Source organism: Streptomyces sp. NPDC001070 (genome assembly GCF_053598835.1).
Genome location: NZ_JBSFLB010000012.1, coordinates 62,510 through 84,098, shown reverse-complemented (window position 1 = coordinate 84,098; position 21,589 = coordinate 62,510). Strand labels below are relative to the sequence as shown.

The 21,589-nt window shown below is 73.2% G+C and carries 21 protein-coding genes; 11 read left to right on the top strand and 10 right to left on the bottom strand.

Features of this window, described 5'->3' with window-relative positions; translation table 11 throughout:
- The first annotated feature begins 48 nt into the window (after positions 1-48).
- From ACWDAS_RS16725 to ACWDAS_RS16715, 3 genes are all read left to right on the top strand, one after another.
- Positions 49-1,560, top strand: coding sequence for a metallophosphoesterase family protein (locus ACWDAS_RS16725; protein ID WP_450390843.1), 1,512 nt, complete (start codon positions 49-51; stop codon positions 1,558-1,560).
- A 316-nt stretch (positions 1,561-1,876) separates the two neighbouring features.
- Positions 1,877-3,163, top strand: a complete 1,287-nt coding sequence (locus tag ACWDAS_RS16720) for an alkaline phosphatase (protein ID WP_450390840.1) — start codon at positions 1,877-1,879, stop codon at positions 3,161-3,163.
- A 218-nt stretch (positions 3,164-3,381) separates the two neighbouring features.
- Positions 3,382-4,230, top strand: coding sequence for a Bax inhibitor-1/YccA family protein (locus ACWDAS_RS16715; RefSeq protein WP_450390837.1), 849 nt, complete (start codon positions 3,382-3,384; stop codon positions 4,228-4,230).
- Between the two features lie 97 nt (positions 4,231-4,327).
- Here the strand turns inward: ACWDAS_RS16715 and ACWDAS_RS16710 are convergent, their stop codons facing one another.
- Positions 4,328-4,558: a DUF4287 domain-containing protein gene (locus tag ACWDAS_RS16710; RefSeq protein WP_319161564.1), complete on the bottom strand. Its 231-nt coding sequence runs from the start codon at positions 4,556-4,558 to the stop codon at positions 4,328-4,330.
- A 107-nt stretch (positions 4,559-4,665) separates the two neighbouring features.
- On the opposite strand from ACWDAS_RS16710, the gene ACWDAS_RS16705 reads away from it, so the two are divergent.
- Positions 4,666-4,989, top strand: a complete 324-nt coding sequence (locus ACWDAS_RS16705) for a hypothetical protein (protein WP_450390833.1) — start codon at positions 4,666-4,668, stop codon at positions 4,987-4,989.
- 10 nt (positions 4,990-4,999) lie between these two features.
- Here ACWDAS_RS16705 and ACWDAS_RS16700 read toward each other — a convergent pair whose 3' ends face one another.
- Together ACWDAS_RS16700 and ACWDAS_RS16695 are read right to left on the bottom strand one after the other, a co-directional pair.
- Entirely contained in the window at positions 5,000-5,818 is an 819-nt protein-coding gene (locus ACWDAS_RS16700) for a hypothetical protein (protein ID WP_450390830.1), read from the bottom strand.
- A gap of 241 nt (positions 5,819-6,059) precedes the next feature.
- Positions 6,060-7,280, bottom strand: a complete 1,221-nt coding sequence (locus ACWDAS_RS16695; RefSeq protein WP_450390827.1) for an acetyl-CoA C-acetyltransferase — start codon at positions 7,278-7,280, stop codon at positions 6,060-6,062.
- A gap of 173 nt (positions 7,281-7,453) precedes the next feature.
- On the opposite strand from ACWDAS_RS16695, the gene ACWDAS_RS16690 reads away from it, so the two are divergent.
- Both ACWDAS_RS16690 and ACWDAS_RS16685 read left to right on the top strand, forming a co-directional pair.
- The gene (locus ACWDAS_RS16690) at positions 7,454-7,873 is read left to right on the top strand and encodes a helix-turn-helix domain-containing protein (protein ID WP_450390824.1); all 420 of its coding nucleotides are present in this window, start codon (positions 7,454-7,456) and stop codon (positions 7,871-7,873) included.
- A gap of 10 nt (positions 7,874-7,883) precedes the next feature.
- Positions 7,884-8,300, top strand: coding sequence for a VOC family protein (locus ACWDAS_RS16685; RefSeq protein WP_450390822.1), 417 nt, complete (start codon positions 7,884-7,886; stop codon positions 8,298-8,300).
- 194 nt (positions 8,301-8,494) lie between these two features.
- Here the strand turns inward: ACWDAS_RS16685 and ACWDAS_RS16680 are convergent, their stop codons facing one another.
- Both ACWDAS_RS16680 and ACWDAS_RS16675 read right to left on the bottom strand, forming a co-directional pair.
- The gene (locus ACWDAS_RS16680) at positions 8,495-9,526 is read right to left on the bottom strand and encodes an SGNH/GDSL hydrolase family protein (protein ID WP_450391172.1); all 1,032 of its coding nucleotides are present in this window, start codon (positions 9,524-9,526) and stop codon (positions 8,495-8,497) included.
- A gap of 115 nt (positions 9,527-9,641) precedes the next feature.
- Positions 9,642-10,472 (bottom strand): helix-turn-helix transcriptional regulator, encoded by an 831-nt coding sequence (locus ACWDAS_RS16675; protein WP_450390819.1) that lies wholly within the window; start codon positions 10,470-10,472, stop codon positions 9,642-9,644.
- Between the two features lie 201 nt (positions 10,473-10,673).
- Here ACWDAS_RS16675 and ACWDAS_RS16670 point away from each other — a divergent pair, with 201 nt between their 5' ends.
- Together ACWDAS_RS16670 and ACWDAS_RS16665 are read left to right on the top strand one after the other, a co-directional pair.
- Complete coding sequence (locus tag ACWDAS_RS16670) at positions 10,674-12,059, top strand: cystathionine beta-synthase (protein ID WP_450391170.1); 1,386 nt, start codon at positions 10,674-10,676, stop codon at positions 12,057-12,059.
- Between the two features lie 358 nt (positions 12,060-12,417).
- Positions 12,418-13,239, top strand: a complete 822-nt coding sequence (locus tag ACWDAS_RS16665; protein WP_450390816.1) for an inositol monophosphatase family protein — start codon at positions 12,418-12,420, stop codon at positions 13,237-13,239.
- A 5-nt stretch (positions 13,240-13,244) separates the two neighbouring features.
- Here the strand turns inward: ACWDAS_RS16665 and ACWDAS_RS16660 are convergent, their stop codons facing one another.
- Complete coding sequence (locus ACWDAS_RS16660) at positions 13,245-13,691, bottom strand: hypothetical protein (RefSeq protein ID WP_450390813.1); 447 nt, start codon at positions 13,689-13,691, stop codon at positions 13,245-13,247.
- An 85-nt stretch (positions 13,692-13,776) separates the two neighbouring features.
- Between ACWDAS_RS16660 and ACWDAS_RS16655 the strand changes: the two genes are divergently transcribed.
- Together ACWDAS_RS16655 and ACWDAS_RS16650 are read left to right on the top strand one after the other, a co-directional pair.
- A complete protein-coding gene (locus ACWDAS_RS16655) occupies positions 13,777-15,129 on the top strand; it encodes an acyl-CoA synthetase (protein ID WP_450390810.1) in 1,353 nt (450 codons plus the stop codon).
- A 75-nt stretch (positions 15,130-15,204) separates the two neighbouring features.
- On the top strand, positions 15,205-16,080 hold the full coding sequence (locus ACWDAS_RS16650; protein WP_450390808.1) for a MurR/RpiR family transcriptional regulator: 876 nt from the start codon (positions 15,205-15,207) through the stop codon (positions 16,078-16,080).
- A 39-nt stretch (positions 16,081-16,119) separates the two neighbouring features.
- Here the strand turns inward: ACWDAS_RS16650 and ACWDAS_RS16645 are convergent, their stop codons facing one another.
- The 3 genes from ACWDAS_RS16645 to ACWDAS_RS16635 are packed head-to-tail and all read right to left on the bottom strand — an operon-like array spanning position 16,120 to position 18,948.
- Positions 16,120-17,340 (bottom strand): cytochrome P450, encoded by a 1,221-nt coding sequence (locus tag ACWDAS_RS16645; RefSeq protein ID WP_450390805.1) that lies wholly within the window; start codon positions 17,338-17,340, stop codon positions 16,120-16,122.
- Positions 17,341-17,384: 44 nt separating this feature from the next.
- Positions 17,385-18,749: an NAD(P)/FAD-dependent oxidoreductase gene (locus tag ACWDAS_RS16640; RefSeq protein ID WP_450390802.1), complete on the bottom strand. Its 1,365-nt coding sequence runs from the start codon at positions 18,747-18,749 to the stop codon at positions 17,385-17,387.
- On the bottom strand, positions 18,739-18,948 hold the full coding sequence (locus ACWDAS_RS16635) for a ferredoxin (protein WP_450390799.1): 210 nt from the start codon (positions 18,946-18,948) through the stop codon (positions 18,739-18,741). Before ACWDAS_RS16635 ends, ACWDAS_RS16640 begins: the two co-directional genes overlap by 11 nt.
- Before the next feature lie 178 nt (positions 18,949-19,126).
- Here ACWDAS_RS16635 and ACWDAS_RS16630 point away from each other — a divergent pair, with 178 nt between their 5' ends.
- Positions 19,127-19,702 carry a hypothetical protein gene (locus ACWDAS_RS16630; RefSeq protein WP_450390797.1) on the top strand — a complete coding sequence of 192 codons (576 nt, stop codon included), beginning with the start codon at positions 19,127-19,129 and terminating at the stop codon, positions 19,700-19,702.
- Between the two features lie 506 nt (positions 19,703-20,208).
- On the opposite strand, the gene ACWDAS_RS16625 is transcribed toward ACWDAS_RS16630, so the two are convergent.
- Entirely contained in the window at positions 20,209-21,498 is a 1,290-nt protein-coding gene (locus tag ACWDAS_RS16625; RefSeq protein ID WP_450390794.1) for a diaminopimelate decarboxylase, read from the bottom strand.
- Between the last annotated feature and the right edge of the window lie 91 nt (positions 21,499-21,589).

Sequence of the window (21,589 nt, the reverse complement as noted above, 5' to 3'; positions counted from 1 at the left end):
GGCTCGGGCGCCGGTGGCGGGGCCCGGCCCGGTTGCTACAGTGCGCCCGTGTCCGACTCCTCGCGTGATTCCCTGGCCGGTGCCGGCTGGGAGAGCCAGAAGCCCGGTTCCTACAAGGAGTTGATGCCGGCCCGCGTGGTCAACCTGTCGTGGCTGGACCCGGTGACCCTGTGGAAGGCCCGCAACGGCCCGCTCGCCTCGCTGTTCGGCGACCCGACCGGCCGGGACCGGGAGCGGTGGATGAGCGGCCAGTCGGACCGCGGCGCCGCGACCGCGGACCTGGTGATCGAGCGGGACGATCCCGACGTGTACTCCTTCCTCGTCCTGGGGGACACCGGCGAGGGCGACGACCCGCAGTACGCCGTGGTGCCCGGGCTGCTGAAGGCCGGGGCCGGCACGCGCTACGCGGTGATCTGCAGCGACGTCCTCTACCCCGTCGGCAACGCCAACGAGTACGAGACCAAGTTCTTCCGGCCCTACCGGGACTACGACGCCCCCATCTACGCCATCCCCGGGAACCACGACTGGTACGACGGACTCACCGGCTTCATGCGGGTGTTCTGCCGCGCCCCCGGGCTGCCCGCCGCGCCCCGTCCCCGGCCGCTGACCCCCGCCTGGTGGCGCACCCTGCTGTGGGCGAAGCCCGCGGTGCCGGACGACGCCCGCCTCGACGAGGCCCGGCTGCTGCGCTCCGCGCCCTCGCAGGCGGCGTCCCAGCCGGGCCCGTACTGGGCGATCGACTCGGGGCCGATACGGATCATAGGCATCGACACCGGGCTGCTCGGCGACATCGACCGGGAGCAGGGCGAGTGGCTGCGCCGGGTCTCCCTCGGGCCCCGGCCCAAGATCCTCGTCACCGGCTCCCCGATCTACGTGGACGGCGAGCACCACCCCTGCGCCATCGAGGGCGGCGGCACGGTCGACGAGATCGTCCGCGACCCGGAGCACAACTTCGTCGCCGCGATCGGCGGCGACATCCACAACTACCAGCACTACCCGGTCGATGTGGACGGCCGCAGGATCGAGTACCTCGTCTCCGGCGGTGGCGGCGCCTTCATGCACGCCACCCACACGATCCCCCGGGTGGAGGTCGGCGGCGTCACCGAGGACCGCTTCCGCTGCTACCCGATGCGCGGCGACTCCCTGGCGTTCTACAGCCGTCTCTACGGCCGCCGGCTGCACCTGCGCCGCCTGTTCGACCTGACCCCGGACGAGGCGTCCGCGGTCCTCGCCCGGCGCCTGGGCATGAAGGCCACCCGTCCCACCGGCGCGCGGGTGACGCTGCGGACCCGCTTCGTCGCGAGCGTCCTGGGCGCGCCGTCCCGCCCGGACCGCGGGCGCCGGCTGCGCCTCCCCGTCCGCCGGGTGCTCACCCGGCTGCTCTCCCCGGGCTCCGCCACGTACAGCCCGCCGTTCTTCAAGAGCTTCCTGCGGCTGGACGTCAGCCCCGATGCCGTACGCGTACGGTGCTTCGCCGCGACCGGTCTGCGCGAGCAGGAGCTGGACCCGCCGGTCGAGGACGACTTCACCATTCGTTTGCCGAACGCGAACCGCGACTGAACCGCGCGGTCGCTCCGGGACGCGTCCGCCCGCCCTCCGGGCGGGCGTTCCGGCGTTTCCGGCCCCGTTGCGCTGTGCGCATCCACATCGGCCCGCGACGCGGTGATCCGCGCGAAGTGGCCGGACAGGGCGGTGCGACGTGCGTCACTCCGGTGAAATGCCGTACGACCTGTACGGACAAGTCCGGGCCCGCGCGTTTACCGTCACCTGATGATTCCGTCGTGTACTGGACATCTGCTCTTAGTCAACCTTCCCCCTAAGGCTCCTATGTTCACACTCAAGTAATGGCAAGTGAGCAACGGAGGTCGTTGTGTCCGTGGGTGTTCGCAGGGTCCGGCGGTTCGCCGCGCCCGTGGCGGCCGCTGCCGCTGCCGCGGTGGTGACCATGGTGGTCAACCCGACGCTGGGTGCGTCGGCTACGGCTCCGCAAGCCGCAAGCAAGGGCAAGGCCCCTGCCGCGAAGAACGTCATCTTCATCAACGGCGACGGCATGGGTGCCGCCGCACGGCAGGCCGCGCGCCTGCACCTGAGCGGTCTCAACGGCGAGCTCGCGATGGACAAGCTCCCGTACTCGGGCCAGCTGACCACCGAGCCGGACGACCCGAAGGCCGTCGTCACCGACTCCGCCGCGGCGGCCACCGCGTGGGCCACGGGTGAGAAGACCTACAACGGCGCGATCAGCGTCGACGTGGACGGCAACCCGCTGGCCACCCTCGGCCAGCAGGCCAAGGCCGCAGGCAAGGCCACCGGCCTGGTGACCACCGCCCAGGTCACCGACGCGTCCCCGGCCGCCTTCTTCTCCAGCACCGCCAACCGGTCGGCGCAGGACGAGATCGCGCGTCAGTACATCGAGGTCAGCAAGCCCGACGTCATCCTGGGCGGCGGCGAGGACTGGTGGCTGCCCGCGGGCAGCCCCGGCGCCTTCCAGGACCAGCCCGCCGAGGACCCCTCCGAGGCGAGCAAGGGCACCAAGGGCGACCTGATCGAGAAGGCCCAGAAGGCCGGCTACAACTACGTCACCGACGGTGACCAGCTCGCCCGCGCCAAGGGCGGCAAGCTCCTCGGTCTCTTCTCCAACGAGGAGATGTTCCAGCAGCGCCCCGAGGGCCAGGGCGACGTGTACAACCCGGTGGTCGGCCTGTCCACCATGACCAGCAAGGCCCTGAGCACGCTGGACAAGAACAAGAAGGGCTTCTTCCTCATGGTCGAGGAGGAGGGCGTAGACGAGTTCGCGCACTCCAACAACGGCACCCGCGTCCTGCAGTCCATGCAGGAGCTGGAGAAGGCGGTGGCGGTGGCCCGCGCCTACGTCGCCACCCACCCGGACACCCTGCTGGTCGTCACCGGTGACCACGAGACCGGCGGCCTGGCCGTCGAGGAGGCCGACGCGAACGACGAGTCCGGCACCGGCGTCTCCGCCGAGGACGGTCCGTTCAGCATCCACGGCAGCGACAAGAGCTTCTACATCGACTGGACCACCTCCGGTCACACCGGTGTGGACGTCCCCGTGACCGCGGCCGGCCCGCTCGCGAACCGCTTCACCGGCAAGCACGCCAACACCTACGTGCACGAGGTGCTGAGCCAGATCCTGACGCGCCGCTGAGCGGTGTTCGGCTGACGGCGGGTGCCGGGGAGGGCTCGGCCCCTCCCCGGCACCCGCCGTTCGGGCCCCGGCGGTGTGGCGCGCCGGATGCGGGGAAAGGCGTGGTGGCAGTGCGTGGTGGGGGGCGAAAAGATCCTCCTTGAGGACTAGCCGGCCCGCTTTGCCATGCCATTACTCTTGGTGCGAAGCCGTATCGCGCGGCCATGGAGGAGTGACAGATGAGGAGCAGCAACCCGGTCTTCTCCCGGCGGGGGTTCTCCCGCGGGGAGGGCTACGCGGGCTTCGGCGGTGCCCAGCCGCAGACGCAGGGCAACCCGTACGCGGGTGGCAACCCGTACGCCGGCACCAACCCCTACGACACGACGTACCAGGCCCCGCCGGCCGCCCCCGCGCAGGCCGGCCGGATGACGATGGACGACGTCGTCATGCGCACCTCCATGACCCTGGGCACGGTCGTGCTCGGCGCGCTCGTGGCGTGGTTCGCGCTGCCGGTGTCGGAGAAGAGCTACGGGCTCGGCATCGGCGCCATGCTGGTGGCGCTCGTCCTCGGCCTGATCCAGTCGTTCAAGCGCGAGGCCTCGCCCGCGCTGATCCTCGGCTACGCGGCCTTCGAGGGCGTCTTCCTGGGCGTCTGGAGCAAGATCTTCAACTTCATGTGGCCGGGCATCCCGCTGCAGGCCGTGCTGGGGACGATGGCGGTCTTCGTCGGCATGCTGGTGGCGTACCGCACGCGTCTCATCCGGGTCACCGCCCGCTACGCCCGCATCGGCATGGCGATCGCGATCGGCTTCGTCATCCTGACGTTCGTCAACCTCATCGTCGCGATGATCGGCGGCGGTGACGGCCTCGGCCTGCGCAGCGGCGGCCTGGGCGTCGTGGTCGGCATCATCGGGATCGCGCTGGGCGCGTTCTTCCTGTCGCTGGACTTCAAGCAGATCGAGGACGGCATCCGGTACGGCGCTCCGCAGAAGGAGTCCTGGATGGCGGCCTTCGGCCTCACGCTCTCCCTGGTCTGGATCTACCTGGAGATGCTGCGGCTGATCGCGATCCTGCGCGGCGACGACTAGTCGCACCGCCCGGTGCGCCGACCCGCGCCGGACATTCAACGGGCCCCGGAGGCAGTGCCTTTCGGGGCCCGTTCGCATGTGCGGAAGGGGAGGCGCGTCAGCCGAACCTCCGCGCGGCCCGCCTCAGGTCGTATTCGTGGACGATGGCCTTGGCGTGCCCGTAGGACAGATCGTGCTCGCTGCGGAGCCAGCTGACTTTCTCTTCGAAGCGGAGGAATGCGGGTCCGTCGTCGACCGTGCGAAGCCATTCGCCGATCTCGCGGCCGGTGCAGTGCGGGATGTGGGAGAGCAGGTTCCGGTGGGTCTCTTCCGAGAAGGTCTGTGACATCGGCGCCTCCGGTATGCGTTCCGGTCACCCCACCGTGCCTGAGCCGTCGACCAATGGCAACAGTGCAACGCGGTCGGTTGTGTGTACGCACCGGTAGGCTCGCCGCCGTGCTGGACTGTACGACGCTCCGCGACGCCGCCGGACTCCTGGCGGCGCGCTACCGCTCCCTGCCGCAGAGCAGGCTCCGCGGCGAGGTGGCCCGGGCGGGCCTCGAACTCGCCCGCGAACTGGCCGCGCAGGCGCAGCGGATCGAGTTCCCCGGGCGGGAACCACTGCTGATGCCGGACGAGGGGATCTTCGTGATCGGCGACCAGATCTCCGTGGCCGCGCACGACCTGGCCGCCGCGCTGGAACCGCACCCCGAACTGGCGCACGTACGCGACGCGGCCGTGTCCCGGATCGGGGACACGGCCGCGCGCTGCGGTCCGTAGGGCGGGCCGGCTACAGGGAGGCGACCACCCGGTCGGCGAGGACGTACACCGACTCCTCGCCGTAGGTGAAGGTCAGCGCGTAGCCGCCGGCCACGGCGGAGCCGCCCAGCAGGACCGGGGACTCACCGCGGTCCAGGGCCTCGCACAGGCGCTCGGAGGTCTCCCGGTCGCCCGGGGTCATGCAGAGCGTGGTGCCGTCGGCGAAGACGTACACGTCGAGCGTGCCGAGCGGGCCGGGACGCACATCGGCGAGCGGCATCCGCAGGTCCGCGAGTTCGCAGAGGCGCTCGGCGGTCTGCTCCTGGTTGGCCACGACCGGTGCCGGGACGCCGAATTCGGCGTCGGAGGGGTGCCGGAAGGGCACCGGCCCGACGGGACCGCCGGGCTCCAGTCCCGCGAAGTCGGCCTGGCGGGGCAGGAAGGGCCCGTACGGCAGCACCTCGTAGTCGGCACCGGCGGCACCGGGACCGGGGCCGGTCCCCTGGCCGCCGAAGAGCTGGGCGTCGAGCTGCGGGTCGACGAGGGCCTCCCCGGACTCGCCCGTCCCGTAGCTCAGCGGAGCCTCCTGGGCGGCCCAGAAGGCCCGGGCCTCGGCCAGTTCGCGCTCCCGCTCGTCGGCGAGGGCGTCGGCGACAGCCGTGCGGATGGCCTCGGTGTCCGGGTTCGTGCGTGCGGCGGGCACCGCGGTCCGTGCGGCACGGGCCTCGGCCAGGTCCGCGCGCAGGGCCGCGACGTCACGACGTACGCCGCGCGTGGCGAACAGCGCGGCGGAGCCGGCGGCCACGGCGGTTGCCGCGCCCGTCAGCAGGACGAGGAACATGGCGCTCACTGGCGTACTCCCGACTGTGCTTTCCCGAGCCTGGCCCCCTGTACACCACCACTCTGCACCGGAATCCATGGCCTCTGCAGTGCGGAACGTCACGAAATGGGTGGGTCCTAAGTCTTGGGCCAACCGGGTGACACGCCCCTGAGCTGCGTAAACGACCGCCCCCGGGATTAGGTCACATCCCGGGGGCGGTTCGATTGCGACTTGTGTCTCGAACAGGTGTCCGACGTCGCGGGGGTCCTCGCTACGACAGGCGCTCGATGACCATGGCCATGCCCTGGCCGCCGCCGACGCACATCGTCTCCAGGCCGAACTGCTTGTCGTGCCACTGCAGCGAGTTGATCAGCGTGGTGGTGATGCGGGCACCCGTCATGCCGAAGGGGTGGCCGACGGCGATCGCGCCGCCGTTGACGTTGAGCTTGTCGATGTCGACGCCCAGGTCCCGGTAGGACGGGATGACCTGCGCCGCGAAGGCCTCGTTGATCTCGACCAGGTCGATGTCGTCGATGGTCAGCCCGGCGCGCCGCAGGGCCTGGCGGGACGCCTCGACCGGGCCGTAGCCCATGATCTCGGGGGAGAGGCCCGAGACGCCGGTGGAGACCACCCGGGCGAGCGGGGTGATGCCGAGCTCGCGCGCCTTGGTGTCGCTCATGATGACCAGCGCGGCGGCGCCGTCGTTGAGCGGGCAGCAGTTGCCGGCGGTGACCGTGCCGTCGGGGCGGAAGACCGGCTTCAGGCCCTGCACGGCCTCCAGGGTGACCCCGGCGCGCGGGCCGTCGTCCTTGGAGACCACGGTGCCGTCCGGCAGCGTCACCGGGGTGATCTCGCGCTCCCAGAAGCCCTTCTTGATGGCCTCCTCCGCCAGGTTCTGCGAGCGGACGCCGAACTCGTCCTGGTCGGCGCGGGTGACGCCCTTGATGGCCGCCAGGTTCTCGGCGGTCTGGCCCATCGCGATGTACGCGTCCGGGAGCAGCCCGTCCTCGCGCGGGTCGTGCCACTCGCCGCCGCCCTGCTCGGCGCGGGCCGCGGTGCGGGCCTCGGCCTCGGCGAAGACCGGGTTGTGGGTGCCGGGCATGCCGTCGGAGCTGCCGTTGATGAAGCGGGAGACCGTCTCGACGCCGGCCGAGATGAAGACGTCGCCCTCGCCCGCCTTGATGGCGTGCAGCGCCATCCGGGTCGTCTGCAGGGAGGAGGAGCAGTAGCGCGTGATCGTGCAGCCCGGGAGGTGGTCCATGCCCATCTGCACGGCCACGATCCGGCCGAGGTTGTGGCCCTGCTCGCCGCCGGGCAGACCGCAGCCCAGCATCAGGTCGTCGATCTCGCGCGGGTCCAGTTGCGGCACCTTGGCCAGGGCCGCCTGGATGATCGTGGCGGTCAGGTCGTCGGGGCGCAGGTCCTTGAGGGACCCCTTGACAGCCCGGCCGATGGGGGAACGGGCGGCAGAGACGATCACGGCTTCGGGCATCGCGACTCCTCGTCGAGGCGGCGGAGATACGGCTGGACTCTCTGGGAAGTTACCTGTACGTAGCGGAGCGAGTCACGGCCTGGGAGCTGTGACACGGGCCTCTTTCTGAGCGCTTGCTTAGCATTGGTGGTCCGTGCTGGTGGCTCCGGGACCGCGCATGGGATGCTGAACGGGTGAATCGGGACGACCTGGTACGGCTGCGGCGGGCCCGCGACGCGATGGACCGCGACTACGCGGAGCCGCTCGACGTCCCGGCGCTGGCCCGCCAGGCGCTGATGTCGACGGGGCACTTCGCCCGGAGCTTCCGCGCCGCGTTCGGCGAGACCCCGTACAGCTACCTCATGACGCGCCGGATCGAACGGGCCAAGGCCCTGCTGCGGCGCGGCGACCTGACGGTCACGGAGGTGTGCTTCGCGGTCGGCTGTACGTCGCTGGGCTCGTTCAGCTCGCGCTTCACCGAGCTCGTGGGGGAGACCCCGAGCGCCTACCGCGCCCGCGACCACGAGCCGGGCGCGCCGATCCCGGCGTGCATCGCGAAGCTGTACACCAGGCCGGTGAGGAACGGAGGGGCGAAAAACGCCGCCCGGTCCTAGCGTGAACCGCATGGACATCACGCTTTCACAGTGCTTCATCGCCGTCGACGACCACGACAAGGCGCTCCCCTTCTACCGTGACGTGCTCGGCCTGGAGGTCCGCAACGACGTCGGCTTCGAGGGGATGCGCTGGGTGACGGTCGGCTCCCCGGACCAGCCCGGTGTCGACATCGTCCTGGAACCGCCCCTCGCGAACCCCAACGCCTCGGACACCGACAAGCAGGCGATGGCCGAGCTCCTGGCCAAGGGCATGCTGCGCGGGGTCATCTTCGCCACCGGTGACGTCGACGCCACCTTCGAACGCATCCGGGCCGCGGGCGCCGAGGTCCTCCAGGAGCCCATGGACCAGCCGTACGGCGTCCGTGACTGCGCCTTCCGCGACCCCTCCGGCAATCTGCTCCGCTTCAACCAGCGCAAGGCCGGCTGACCCCGCGGTTCCGGCCGCCGTGCGGTCGGACCGGGCTGTCGGCGGGACGCGCTCCCGCGGCGCTGCCGGCATGCGCCGGGCCGGAGTCGGGCGGCGCCGGTCCCGGGCGCTCCGAGGGCGATGACGTCTCGCGGCGGCTTCGGGGCCTGCCCCTCCCCGGGCACGCCCCCGAAGCCGGGCGGCCGCGGGAGGCGTCAGTTCTGGGCGGCCTCCGCCGCGGCCTCGGCCGTGGGGGCCGGTTCGGTCGTGTCGGGGAGGCGGCGCCGGCGGCGGCGCTTGAGGAGGGCCCAGCGGCCGCGGGGGCCGGAGACCGTGCCGGCCGCAGCGGTGACCTCGGTGCCGGCCTCGCCCGCCGCCTCCGCGGCGGCCTGGGCCACCGGCAGGAAGCCCTCGCCGCGCCGGGCGTCGGGGCGCTCGTCCTCCTCGGGCCACAGCCCGAACGCCGAGCACAGGGTGGGCAGCATCGCCATGGCCGCGGTCGCGTACCCCTCGGCCGAGGGGTGGTAGTTGTCCGGGCCGAACATCTCGCGCGGGCGTGACTCGAACTCCGGCCCGAGCAGATCTCCCAGTGACACGGTGCGGCCGCCGATCCCGACCACCGCGATGGTCTGCGCGGCGGCGAGCTGGCGGCTCAGCCGGCGGGCGATCCAGCGCAGCGGCTGGTAGACCGGCTCGATCGTGCCCAGGTCCGGGCAGGTCCCGACGATCACCTCGCAGCCGGCCTCCCGCAGCCGCCGTACCGCGTCGGACAGCATCCGTACGGAGACGGCCAGCGGCATGCGCCGGGTCACGTCGTTCGCGCCGATCATGATCACGCACAGATCGGGCGCGGTACCGGGACCGCCCCCCAGCAGAAGATCGGCCTGGCGGGCCAGGTCGTCGGACTGCGCACCGGGGTTGGCCACATTGACCAGCCGCGCCGGCCGTTCCGCCACCGCGGCCAGCCCGGACGCCAGCAGCGCGCCGGGCGTCTGGCTGGCCCGGTGGACCCCCTGGCCCGCGGCCGTGGAGTCGCCCATGAGGGCCAGCACGATGGGCCGCTCGTCGGTGCTCAGCGCGAAGGCGGCGCCGTAGACCCCGTCCGCGCGGGGCGGGACGGCGTCGGAGCCGCCCACGGTCCTGCGGGCGAGCGCGGCCTCGGTCAGCACCAGGCCGACCGCCGCACCGCCCAGCAGCCCGATGCCGCCCCCTCCGTACGCGGCGGCCGTCGCGATCCGCCGCGCCACCCTTGCCCTGGACAACGTCCACCTCCCGCGTCGGGTGCCGGCCCTCGTGGCCCGCACCCGTACAAGACTTTGTTGCCCCGTCCGATGCCCGCCGCAACCGCGACCCGGGCAGGACTCAGGTCAGGCGCTGCTGCGCGACGAACCACGCCAGCTGGGTGCGATTGGCGGTGCCGGTGGACTCCATCAGGGCCCGGATCCTCCGCTGCAGCGTGCGCAGGGATATCCCGAGCTGGGAGGCGATCGCCTTGTCGGGCAGCCCCGACATCAGAAGCGACAGCAGCTGCTCGTCGAGCTCGGGGGAGCCGGGGAACTCCGGGTCCTCCTCGGTGTCGCCCAGCGAGGGCATGCGCAGGGGCGTACCGCGCAGCCAGCGGTCCTCGAACAGCTCCAGCAGGGCGTCGACCAGCACCGAGGGGTGGAGCAGCAGCAGGCCGGCGGAGGAGACCACGGACCGGTCGGCGCCGCCGGACAGCGGCAGCAGGGCCCGCTCGGCGTCGACGATCATCAGTTTCATCGGCACGCTCGGCGCCGCCCGCGCCAGCTCCCCGGGTTCCACAAAGCCCGGCATGTCGGCCGCGCCGGGGTAGACCAGGGCCGTCGTCTCGTACAGCGAGCGGTACTGGACCCCCGCGGCCAGCCGCTCCTTCTGCACGAAATTGCCCGCGGCGGAGACGTACGGCGGCCGCACGAAGGTCAGCACCTCCTTGCGGGCCTCGCGCTGCAGCTGCTCGATCATGTGCTGCTGCTCCGCCTCGCCGTGGATCACCTCGGCGATCCCGCCCGGCATCACCGGCTCGGCCGGCCGCGACGGGCGCACGGAGGCGAGCGCCGTGAGCCGTTCCCGCACGGAGGCGAGGCCCGATTCCACCACGGCCAGGCCGCTCAGGGCGGCGGCGTAGTCGGCGTTGCCCGTGCCGGTGCTGTCCGGGTGCCGCTCGTCAGGCATTGCTCACCCCCCGGTTGTACAAGCCCGGTGTCGTAACTGCGACGTGTCGTGATCGCGCCACGGTGTGACTCTACATCCGGACCTTCCGGGGCGTAGGTAACACCGGTGTGAAGCGTGGGACGCCCGTTCCCGGCGCGGGCGGCTCCCCGTCGGAAAACCGCTTACCCTGGCCTCACAATCACGGAGAACCCGGAGACAATGGTGCAGTTCCACGACTCGATGATCAGCCTCGTCGGCAACACCCCGCTGGTGAGGCTCAACAGCGTGACGGCAGGAATCCAGGCGACCGTCCTGGCCAAGGTCGAATACTTCAACCCCGGCGGTTCGGTCAAGGACCGCATCGCGCTGCGGATGATCGAGGCCGCGGAGAAGAGCGGCGAGCTCAAGCCCGGCGGCACGATCGTGGAGCCGACCTCCGGCAACACCGGGGTGGGTCTGGCGATCGTGGCCCAGCAGAAGGGCTACAAGTGCATCTTCGTCTGCCCTGACAAGGTCTCCACCGACAAGATCAACGTGCTGCGCGCCTACGGCGCCGAGGTCGTGGTCTGCCCCACCGCCGTGGACCCCGAGCACCCGGACTCGTACTACAACGTCTCCGACCGGCTCGTGCGCGAGACCCCGAACGCCTGGAAGCCGGACCAGTACAGCAACCCCAACAACCCGGCCTCGCACTACCACTCCACCGGCCCGGAGCTGTGGGAGCAGACCGAGGGGAAGATCACCCACTTCGTGGCGGGCGTCGGCACCGGCGGCACCATCTCCGGCACCGGCCGCTATCTGAAGGACGCCTCCGAGGGCCGGGTCCAGGTCATCGGCGCCGACCCGGAGGGCTCCGTCTACAGCGGCGGCTCCGGCCGCCCGTACCTGGTCGAGGGCGTCGGTGAGGACTTCTGGCCCACCGCCTACGACCGCACCGTCGCGGACGAGATCGTCCCGGTCTCGGACAAGGACTCCTTCCAGATGACCCGCCGCCTCGCCAAGGAGGAGGGCCTGCTCGTCGGCGGATCCTGCGGCATGGCGGTCGTCGCGGCGCTGCGCGTGGCCGAGCGGCTCGGCCCGGACGACGTGGTGGTCGTGCTGCTGCCGGACTCCGGCCGCGGCTACCTGTCGAAGATCTTCAACGACGAGTGGATGGCCGACTACGGCTTCCTGGAGGAGGGCTCCGGCCAGGCCCGCGTCGCCGACGTGCTGGACCGCAAGGACGGCGGCATCCCGCACCTGGTGCACATGCACCCCGACGAGACGGTCGGCCAGGCCATCGAGGTGCTGCGCGAGTACGGCGTCTCCCAGATGCCGATCGTGAAGCCGGGCGCCGGCCACCCCGACGTCATGGCCGCCGAGGTCGTCGGCTCGGTCGTGGAGCGGGAGCTGCTCGACGCGCTGTTCACCAAGCGCGCCACCCTCGACGACCCGCTGGAGCGGCACATGTGCGCGCCGCTGCCGCAGGTGGGCTCCGGTGAGCCGGTCGCCGATCTGATGGCGGTGCTGGGCTCGGCCGACGCGGCGATCGTGCTGGTCGAGGGCAAGCCGACGGGCGTCGTCAGCCGCCAGGACCTGCTCGCCTTCCTGGCCGAGGAGGCCAAGTAAGCGGTACGCGGGGCCCGGGAGCGCGGGTCCGCCACGGGTTCGCGGAAGTGGTACACCCGCGTCACGTACGCGCAGCACGCGCTTAACACGGCTCCGGCACATTGGTGGATGTCGGCGGACGGCACTCCGGTCGCCCGGCCGACACCCACGGATGTGGCGCCAAGGACCTCCGGAGCGGCTCCCGGACCTCCATGGTGACCCCAAGGACGTGTGGCCCGGCCCTGATCCGGCGCACGTCCCTCGCGGGGACCGCCGTCGTCCCGCCCCCCGGGTGACCGGGGGTGCGGCGGTCCCCGCGCAATCTGTGAAAGAGCGGCCCGCGTCTCCGCGCGGGCCGCTCTTCTGGTTGAGTGACCGCGTGATCAGCGCACAGACGTACTCTGCCGTCGAGGAGTCCATACGCGCCGTGGCCGACGAGGAGGCGCTCTCGCGCTTCGGCCGCCTCGCCGAGGGCGACGTCGACGAGAAGAAGGGCCCGCTGGACCTCGTCACGGTCGCCGACCGCCGCGTCGAGGAACGCCTCACGCGCACCCTCACCGGTCTGCTGCCCGGATCCCGCGTCATCGGCGAGGAGGCGGTGCACACCGATCCCGCGCTGCTCGGGGCGCTGCTGGGCGACGATCCCGTGTGGATCATCGATCCGGTCGACGGCACCTCCAACTTCGTGCGCGGCGACGCCTCGTTCGTCACCCAGGTCGCGCTCGCCGCGCGCGGCGAACTCCTGGCCTCCTGGACGTACCGGCCCGTCGACGGGATCCTCGCCACCGCCCGGCGCGGCGAGGGCGCGTACGCCGACGGCCGGCCGCTGCGGGTGCGCGCGGACGTCCCGGAGGACGTGGAGGAGGTGCTGCTGGTGGCCGGCGCCCGGCCCGCGCACCTCACCGCCGACCAGCACCGGCGGCTGTACGAACTGGGGCCCGCGCACGGCATCAAGCCGTGGGCGAGCGGCTCCGCCGGCTGCGACTACCTCGACGTCGCGCTCGGGCGGCTCGACGCGGCCACCTACGCGTACGACAACCCGTGGGACCACTCCGCGGGCATCCTGCTGGTCGCCGAGGCCGGCGGCCGGGTGCTCGGCGCGGACGGACTGCCGTTCCGCATGGACGCCGGGCCGCTGCCCTTCGCCGCGGCGCGCGGCCGGACGGCGGCCCGCCGCGTCGTGGCGCTGCTCACCGCGTAGGACCGTCAGTCCTCCCAGGCGTCCGGGTCCTTGGCGCGGCGCGGGCCGCTGCCCCGCTCGGTGAACAGCCAGCCCAGCGAATGGGCGGCGTTGACGGCGACGATGCCGATCCACGCGACGAGGAGCCCGGGCAGGTCCCCCTTGTCGGCGGCGATGGCGGACAGCGGGATGGCCATGATGAGCGAGAACGCCCCGAAGCCGTAGCGGGCGCCGAACCGGCCGCCCCCCTGGCCGCGCGCCTCCGGGCCGACCCGGCGTCCCGCGCGGGCGAACGCCGTCTGGTGCTCGGCGAGTTCGCGGCGCACCCGCCGCTCGACCTGGGAGTCGATGCGCTGGTCCATCTTCTCCAGGAAGGAGTCGATGAGAGCCGACTCGTACTCCTCCCCAAGGTCCTTGCGCGCCTGCATGGTGGCGGCGAATTCCTTCTGCAGCTCTGGGTCTCGGGCGTCCATGACGCCACCGTACGGACCGGGCGGCCCCGTGACACTGGGGGAAACCCCCGAACCTTCTCAGGGCCCGCCCCAGTATCGTCGTGCCGTGACCGGACACGCGCCGCGCCTGCTGACCGCGCTCCACGACGCCCCCGCCGACCGCCCCGACGCGGTCACCGTCGACGGGCGCTCGTGCTCGCGCGAGGACCTGCTCGGCGCCGCGGCCGCCTTCGCCGCGCGCATCGCGGGGGCCCCGGCGGTCGCGGTGCACGCGACGCCGTCCCTGGAGACGGTCACTGCGGTGGCCGGCGGCCTCCTCGCGGGCGTGCCCGTCGTCCCGGTACCGCCCGACGCGGGCCCGGCCGAGCGCGACCACATCATGCGCGACTCCGGCGCCGTCGAGGCGCCCCCGGCCGATCCCGCCGAGCGCCGGTCCTGGGACGGCCCGGAGCCGGACCCGGACACCACGGCCCTCGTCCTCTACACCTCGGGCACGACCGGCGCGCCCAAGGGCGTGCTGATCCCGCGCCGCGCCGTGGCCGCCGACCTGGACGCGCTCGCCGAGGCCTGGGAGTGGACCGCCGAGGACACCCTTGTCCACGGCCTGCCACTGTTCCATGTGCACGGCCTCGTCCTCGGGGTGCTCGGCGCGCTGCGCACCGGGAGCCGCCTGGTCCACACGGGCCGCCCCACCCCGCAGGCGTACGCGTCGGCGGGCGGCAGCCTGTACTTCGGCGTGCCGACCGTCTGGGGCCGGCTCGCCAAGGACCCGGAGTCCGCGAAGGCGCTGAGCGGCGCCCGGCTGCTGGTCTCCGGCAGCGCGCCGCTGCCCGCACCCGTCTTCCGCGACCTGGAGGCGCTGACCGGGCAGCGGCCGGTCGAGCGCTACGGCATGACGGAGACCCTGATCACGGTCAGCACCCGCGCCTGCGGCGAGCGCCGCCCGGGTTCGGTGGGGCTGCCGCTGCCGGGGATCAGCACCCGGATCGCCGCGGAGCCGGGCGCGGAGATCGGCGAGCTCCAACTGACCGGGCCCACCCTCTTCGACGGCTACCTGGGGCGGCCCGAGGCGACCGCCGCCTCGTACACCGAGGACGGCTGGTTCCGCACCGGGGACATCGCGGCGATCGAGCCGGACGGCATGCACCGCATCGTCGGCCGGGCCTCGACCGACCTGATCAAGTCCGGCGGCTACCGGATCGGCGCGGGCGAGGTGGAGAACGCCCTGCTGGACCACCCCGCCGTGCGCGAGGCAGCCGTGGTGGGCGCCCCGCACGCCGACCTCGGCCAGGAGATCGTGGCCTACGTGGTGGCGGACGGGGTCGGCGAACGCGAGCTGATCGACTTCGTGGCCGGGCACCTGTCGGTGCACAAGCGCCCGCGCAAGGTCCGCTTCCTGGCGGAACTGCCGCGCAACGCCATGGGCAAGCCGCAGAAGAAGCTGCTGCCGCCGGCGTGAGCCGGGGCGTCTTGCCCTCCTGCATAGAATCATGCAGAGTCATCGGCACATGAATGGCCGAGCGGAGAGGGCGCCATGGCCACCGAGAACGCCACCGGAGCCGACGGGACCGACACCGCGTCGGCGCGCCTCATGAAGCTGTTCGAATCGCACCGGCTCACGCCCACCCAGCGCCGCATCGCGCACTGCCTCGTCCGGCGGGCCGCCGACGCGCCCTTCCTGTCCAGCGTCGAGGTCGCCGAGCTGGCCGGCGTCAGCCAGCCCTCCGTGACCCGCTTCGCCGTCGCGCTCGGCTTCGACGGCTATCCCGCGCTCCGCCGCCACCTGCGCGACGTGGCCCCCGCCGCCGCCCCGCAGGAGCAGCCGGCCGGCGACTCCTTCAACGAGTACCAGGAAGCCGTCCAGGCCGAGATCGAGAACCTGCGGCACCTCGCCGCGCTGCTCGCCGACCCCGGCCCCGTCGCCCGCGCCGGCGCCCTGCTCGCCGCGTCCCGGCCGCTGCCCGTGCTCGGGCTGCGCGCCGCGGCCGCCCAGGCCCGCGGTTTCGGCTACTTCGCGGCCAAGGTGCACCCCGACGTCCGTCTCCTCGACGAGGGCGGCACGATGCTCGCCGACCGCGTCGACGCCGCGGTGCGCGCCGGGGCCACGGCGCTGCTGTGCTTCGCGCTGCCCCGGCACCCGCGTGAGGTGGTCGAGGCACTGGAGTACGCCCGCGCCGCCGGGCTGACCGTCGTCACCGTCGCCGACAGCGCCTTCGCGCCGGTCGCCGCCCACTCCGACGTCCTGCTCCCGGCGGCCGTCGGCACGGGGCTCGCCTTCGACACCGCGTGCGCGCCGATGCTGCTCGGGCGGGTCCTGCTGGAGGCCATGTGCGACGGGCTGCCCGACGCGCAGGCGCGCCTGGAGGAGTTCGACGCGAAGGCGGCCGCGCAGGGCCTCTTCGTGGAGTGACAGCGGGCGCACCGCCGCCGGACGGGGCCCGCGTGCGGGTCAGGCGCGCACTCCGCCGTGCTCGATGAGCAGGTGCCGGGGGCCGCGCAGCACCGGGCTGCGCCGGTACGGCGGCGGATCCTCCACCAGCCGGGGGCCCTCCAGGCTCCGCAGCAGCGCCGTGAGGGCGATCTGCGCCTCAAGGCGGGCCAGCGGCGCCCCGAAGCAGCTGTGGATGCCGCTGCCGAAGCCCAGGTGCTGGTTGTCCGTGCGCTGCGGGTCGAACCGGTCCGGATCGCGGAACCGCTGCGGATCGCGACTGCCGGAGGCGAGCACCAGGATGAGCGGCGCCCCCTTGGGAACGGTGACCCCCGCGACCTCCACGTCGACCAGCGGGGTGCGCTGGGGCAGCATCTGCACCGGCGGCTCGAACCGCAGCAGCTCCTCCACCGCCTGCGGCATCAGGGCCGGTTCACGGCGCAGCAGCTCCAGCTGGTCAGGACGGCGCAGCAGCGTGAGCATGCCGTTGGTGATCAGATTGACGGTCGTCTCGTGCCCGGCGACGAGCAGCAGGACGGAGGTGACCATGAGGTCGATCTGCGAGAGACCGCCGCCGGGGTCCTGGTCGTTGACGAAGGCGGAGAGCAGGTCGCCGGTCGGCTTGCCGCGCCGCTGCTCGGCGAGCCCGCCCAGGTAGACGCCCATCGCCTTCCTGGCCTCCGCTCCGGCCCGCGCCCGCTCGCCGGGATCGTCCCCCGGCGTGGGGTCGAAGCCGCCGACGATCGCGTCGGACCAGCCGCGGAACTTCGGCTCGTCCTCCTGGGGCACCCCCAGGAGCCGGCAGATCACGGTGACCGGGAGCGGGTAGGCGAAGTCGTCGACGACGTCGACGCGCTCCTTCTTCGCCAGGCCCGCGATGAGCTCCTCGGCGATGACGGCGATCTCTCCTTGCATGGCGTCGACCCGGCCGGGGGTGTGGGGCGGGCCGAAGGGCCGCATCGCGGTGCGGCGCAGCCGGTCGTGCTCGGGATCGTCCATGCCGATGAAGGACGGGGCCACCTCCGTGGCCAGCCGCACTTCCTCCGGGTCGCTGCGGTTGCGCCGGTCGGAACTGATCCGCGGGTCGTGCAGCAGGGCCTTGATCTCGTGGTAGGTGCCGACGAGATAGCTGCCGTCGTCCTGCGGGGCCACCTTGCTCTCGCGGAGTTCGGCGTAGAGCGGATAGGGATCGTGACGGTTGGCGTAGTCGGCGATCCTTCGGTACAGCGTGTCGGCGGCCATGCGCGCGGGCTCCTCGTCGTCGTGGATCACGGTCGGCGGCGGCCTCAGCCGCCGTGCCGCACCAGGGTCAGGCGCCGGTCCGGCAGATGACCGGTGAGGGCGACCGTCGGGCCGTGCGAGAGCACCGCGGGATCGGGCACGTCGGACGGCAGGGGGACCATCGGCATCGTCCGGTCGGCGGCCCCGGGCTCGGGCGGGAAGGGCGCCGCCGTCTCGATCAGGGTCTGGTAGTAGTCCAGCCACTTGGCCCGGTTCACCGTCACCGCCGCCGTGACGCGGCCCTTGTAGCCGTAGACGACGACCAGGCGGGCCTCGCGCAGCGAGCCCTGGGCGACGACGACCTGGTCGGAGTAGGTGGGCACGCCGACGGACTTGATGTTGTGGCCGAACTGGCTGGACCAGAACGTCGGCACGGCCAGGTGCGGCCGCCGGAACGGCCCCGCGCTGACCATGTTGTGGGCCGCCACCTCGGCCTGGGCGACCGCGTTGCCCCAGTGCTCCAGGGCGAGCAGCTGGTAGCCGAAGAGCGGATGCGGGAAGCGGGCCACGTCACCGGCGACGAACACGTCGTCGGTGACGATGCCGTACATGTCGAATGCGCGGCACCCGGCGTCGCACGTCACCCCGCGCGGCCCCGCGGCGAGCCCCGACTCGGCCAGCCACTCGGTGTTGCGCACCGCGCCGAGGGCGACCACGGCGACGTCCGCCTCGACGGTGCTCCCGTCGGAGAGCCGGGCGCCGGTCAGCCTGCCGTCACCCTCCAGAGAGGTGACCTGAACCCCGCAGCGGAGGTCCACCCCGTGCCTGCGGTGCATCTCCGCGGCGACCGAGCCGAGCGTCCCGCCGAGTGCGCCGACCAGGGGCGCGGGACCGCGCTCCACGACCGTCACCTCGATGCCCCGTTCCCGGCAGGCGGAGGCGATCTCCGAGCCGGTGAACCCCGCGCCGATCACCAGGACCCGCCGCGGGTCCGCGTCCAGGCGCTCGGCGAGCCCGGCCGCGTCGTCGCTGGTCCGCATGGTGAACACGCCGTCCAGCGCCGCCTCGGCGGGGTTGGGCCAGGGCCGCGCCCGGGTACCGGTGGCGATCAGCAGCCGGTCGTAGGGCAGTTCCTCGCCGTTCGCGAGGAAGACCCGCTTGCCGATCCCGTCGACCCCCGTGGCGCTCACGCCGAGCTTCCAGTGCGCGTCCACCGGGCGGCGCTCCGGGAGCCCGGTGTCCGTCGCGGGCACCCGCCCGAGCAGCACCTGCTTGGACAGCGGCGGCCGGTCGTACGGGGGGTGGGGCTCGTCGCCCACCAGGGTCAGCGACCCCGAGAAGCCCTCCTCGCGCAGCGTCTCGGCGGCCCGGAGCCCGGCCAGGGACGCGCCGACGATGACGATGCGGCCGTCGCGCAGCTCACCGGACATCGGCACCCGCCGCCTCGCCGACGAGGATGGCCTGGACCGGGCACGCCACCGCCGCGCGGTGGACGCGCTCCCGCTGGTCTTCCGGGATGACGGGGACGTACAGCAGGGCTTCTTCGCCGTGCAGTTCGAAGACCTCGGGAGCGAGGAACGCGCACTGCGCGTAGGCCTGGCAGCGATTGAGGTCGACCACGATGTTCATACGCACCACTCCAGCCCCAGCAGCCCCCGCTTTCAGTGGTATCACCGGCTGGTGAGCGGCGCATGCGGTGCCGGGGCGGCCGGGGGAGCGGCCGCTGCTTTCTCACGGAATCTTGACGTCCCGTGAGTAACCTCCCTCCTCAGCACTCTCGGAGCGAGCCGTGAAGGAGGAGGCAGCGGTGGTGCGCGGAGCGTATGCGCTGGCGCGGGTGGCGGTCCTGGTACGGGTACCGGCGCGCTGGCTGTGGTGGCTCGGGGTCGTGGCGGCGGGCGTCGGGGTCTTCGTGCCCGGCCTGACCGGCCGCCGTATCGGTGTGCTGGGCGGGGCGGCGCTCTTCGTGGTCGCCGCGGTGGCGGCCTTCCTGGTGCGCAGGCGGCGGTACACGGCCCTCGCGGAGGCGGCCGAGCGCGCGCCCCGGGGCGTTTTCCTGCAGGACCGCCGGGTCACGGCGCGTGCCTGGGCCCGGGCCCGGCGGTGGTGGCTGCTCGGGGCGCTTGTGGTGGCCCTGGTGTCCAGCGTCGCCGCGCCGGCGGCGGCGGGGATGCTGCTCGCGGGGGCCGGTGCGGGGCTCTGGGCCAAGGCGGTGCGCCTGGGGCGCTGGGAGCGGAGGCACGAGGCGCTGCTGTGGGTCCGGCCCGAGTACGCGGGGCGCGGCCCCGCGGCCCCGTCCGTCCCCGCCTACGAGACCACCGGCCCCGTCGCCGGCGACGCCGCCCCCGGCGGTTCCTCCCGCCGCGCCGCGGCAACCCGCTGACCCCGCGCGGCGGATTCCGGGCCCGTCCCTCCGCGGGGCGCTTCCCCGGGCTTCGCGGGGCGCGATGGGGACGCCGCGCTGAGTCGCTGCGCCGTCGTCGGGGTGGGTGTCTCCGCTTGGAGGGCGCCGGGGAGGTGGGCGCCCATCCGCCGGTGTTCGAGGCAGAGGCGCTTCCCCGGTTTCGCCGGGTTGGGCGGCCGCCTTGCCGCGGGCTGTGGGCGCGGCCCGGTCGCTGCGCCGTCGCCTGGTCGGGACGCATCCCCAGGCTTGTAGGGCCGCGGGCAGGGTGCGCCTCTCATCTGCCGGTGTTCGAGGCAGAGGCGCTTTCCCCGGCTTCGCGGGGGTGGGCGGCCGCCTTGCCGCGGGCTGTGTGCGCGGCCCGGTCGCTGCGCCGTCGTCGGGTTGAAGTGCCTCCCACCCGCCGGTGTGCGGGCGCGGGGCGCCGGCCCCGGCCTCGCCGGGGCCGCTGGCCGGCCCGTGTCCGGCGTGGCCCCCCGGGGCACGGGTCAGCCGCCGCTCTCCAGGACGAGGTCCTCGACGGTCTGGGCGCGCCGGAGCGTCTGGAACGCCGGGGCGGGCCCGGCGTAGCCGTGGACGGCGGGGCGGGGGAGGGAGTTGTACGCGAAGTGCGTCGAGAAGTAGTACGCCCCCGTGTCGGGCAGCGCCACCAGGTCACCCTCCGCGAGCAGCGGCAGCTCGCGCTCCGTCGCGACCAGGTCGCCCGCGAAGCAGCACGGGCCGGCGATGTCCTGGGGGACGGGGTCGCCGTCCTTGGGGCGCCCCTTCGGGTCGAGCGCGAGCACCCGCAGGGGCCAGGCGTCCGGCGCGAAGACCGTGCGCGTGGCGATCTGGGCGCCGGCGTGCGTCACGGCGATCGCGCGGCCCCCGGCCGACTTGGTGTACTCCACGCGCGCCAGGATCGTTCCCTGCTTCGCCACCAGTGACCGCCCGAACTCCGTGACCAGCGCGTACCGCCCGTCGAAGAGCCCGGGGACGGCGGCGCGGAGCGTGTCCGCGTACGCGCGGAAGCCCGGGCGGACCTCGTCGGAGGCGAAGTTGACCGGCAGGCCGCCGCCGATGTCGAGCGTGGTGACCTGGCGCCGTCCGGCCGCCGTGTTGATCCGCTCGGCGAGCTCGTACGTCGCGCGCACCCCGGCGGCCATCAGTTCCAGGGACACGCCCTGGGACCCGGTGTGGGTGTGCAGCCGGGTGAGCCAGGGGCGGTCGAGGTAGGCGCGGACGACCCAGTCGGCCGCGCCCTCGTCGCGCAGGGCCACGCCGAACTTCGAGGTGGCGGTGGCCGTGCTCATCGCGCCGATGGTGCCGCCGCCGACCTGGGGGTTGACCCGCAGTCCGAGCGGGGCCGCGGCCGTCCCGGGCGGCACGAGCCGGTCCAGCCGTGCCAGCTCCTGCGGGTTGTCGGCGTTGAGGGCGATGCCGAGCGCCAGGGCCTCCCGCAGTTCGTCCGGGGTCTTGGCGGGGGAGTCCAGCACGATCCGCCCGGCCGGGACGCCGGCGGCCCGCGCCAGGGCGAGTTCGCCGGGGCTGGCGACCTCCGCGCCGATGCCCTCCTCGGACAGCAGCCGCAACACGGGCACGAGGGAGGCCGCCTTGACCGCGAAGGCGTGGGTGATCTCCACGCCGGGCGTCGCGAAGGCCGCCCGCAGCTCGGCGGCGGCCGCCCGGACGCCGTCCAGGTCCAGCAGTCCGACCACAGGTCTGTCCGGCCCGATCAGCCTCTGTTCGACCGCCGCGCGCAGTGCCCGTTCCCGTCGTACCGCCGGTTCCTCCGTCATACCGCCATCGTGTCAGGACCCCCGATCGGGTGGGGCGGGTCGTGATCGGTGGGCGCGGAACGGGTACGACCCTGCCCGTGGGGAATGTGAC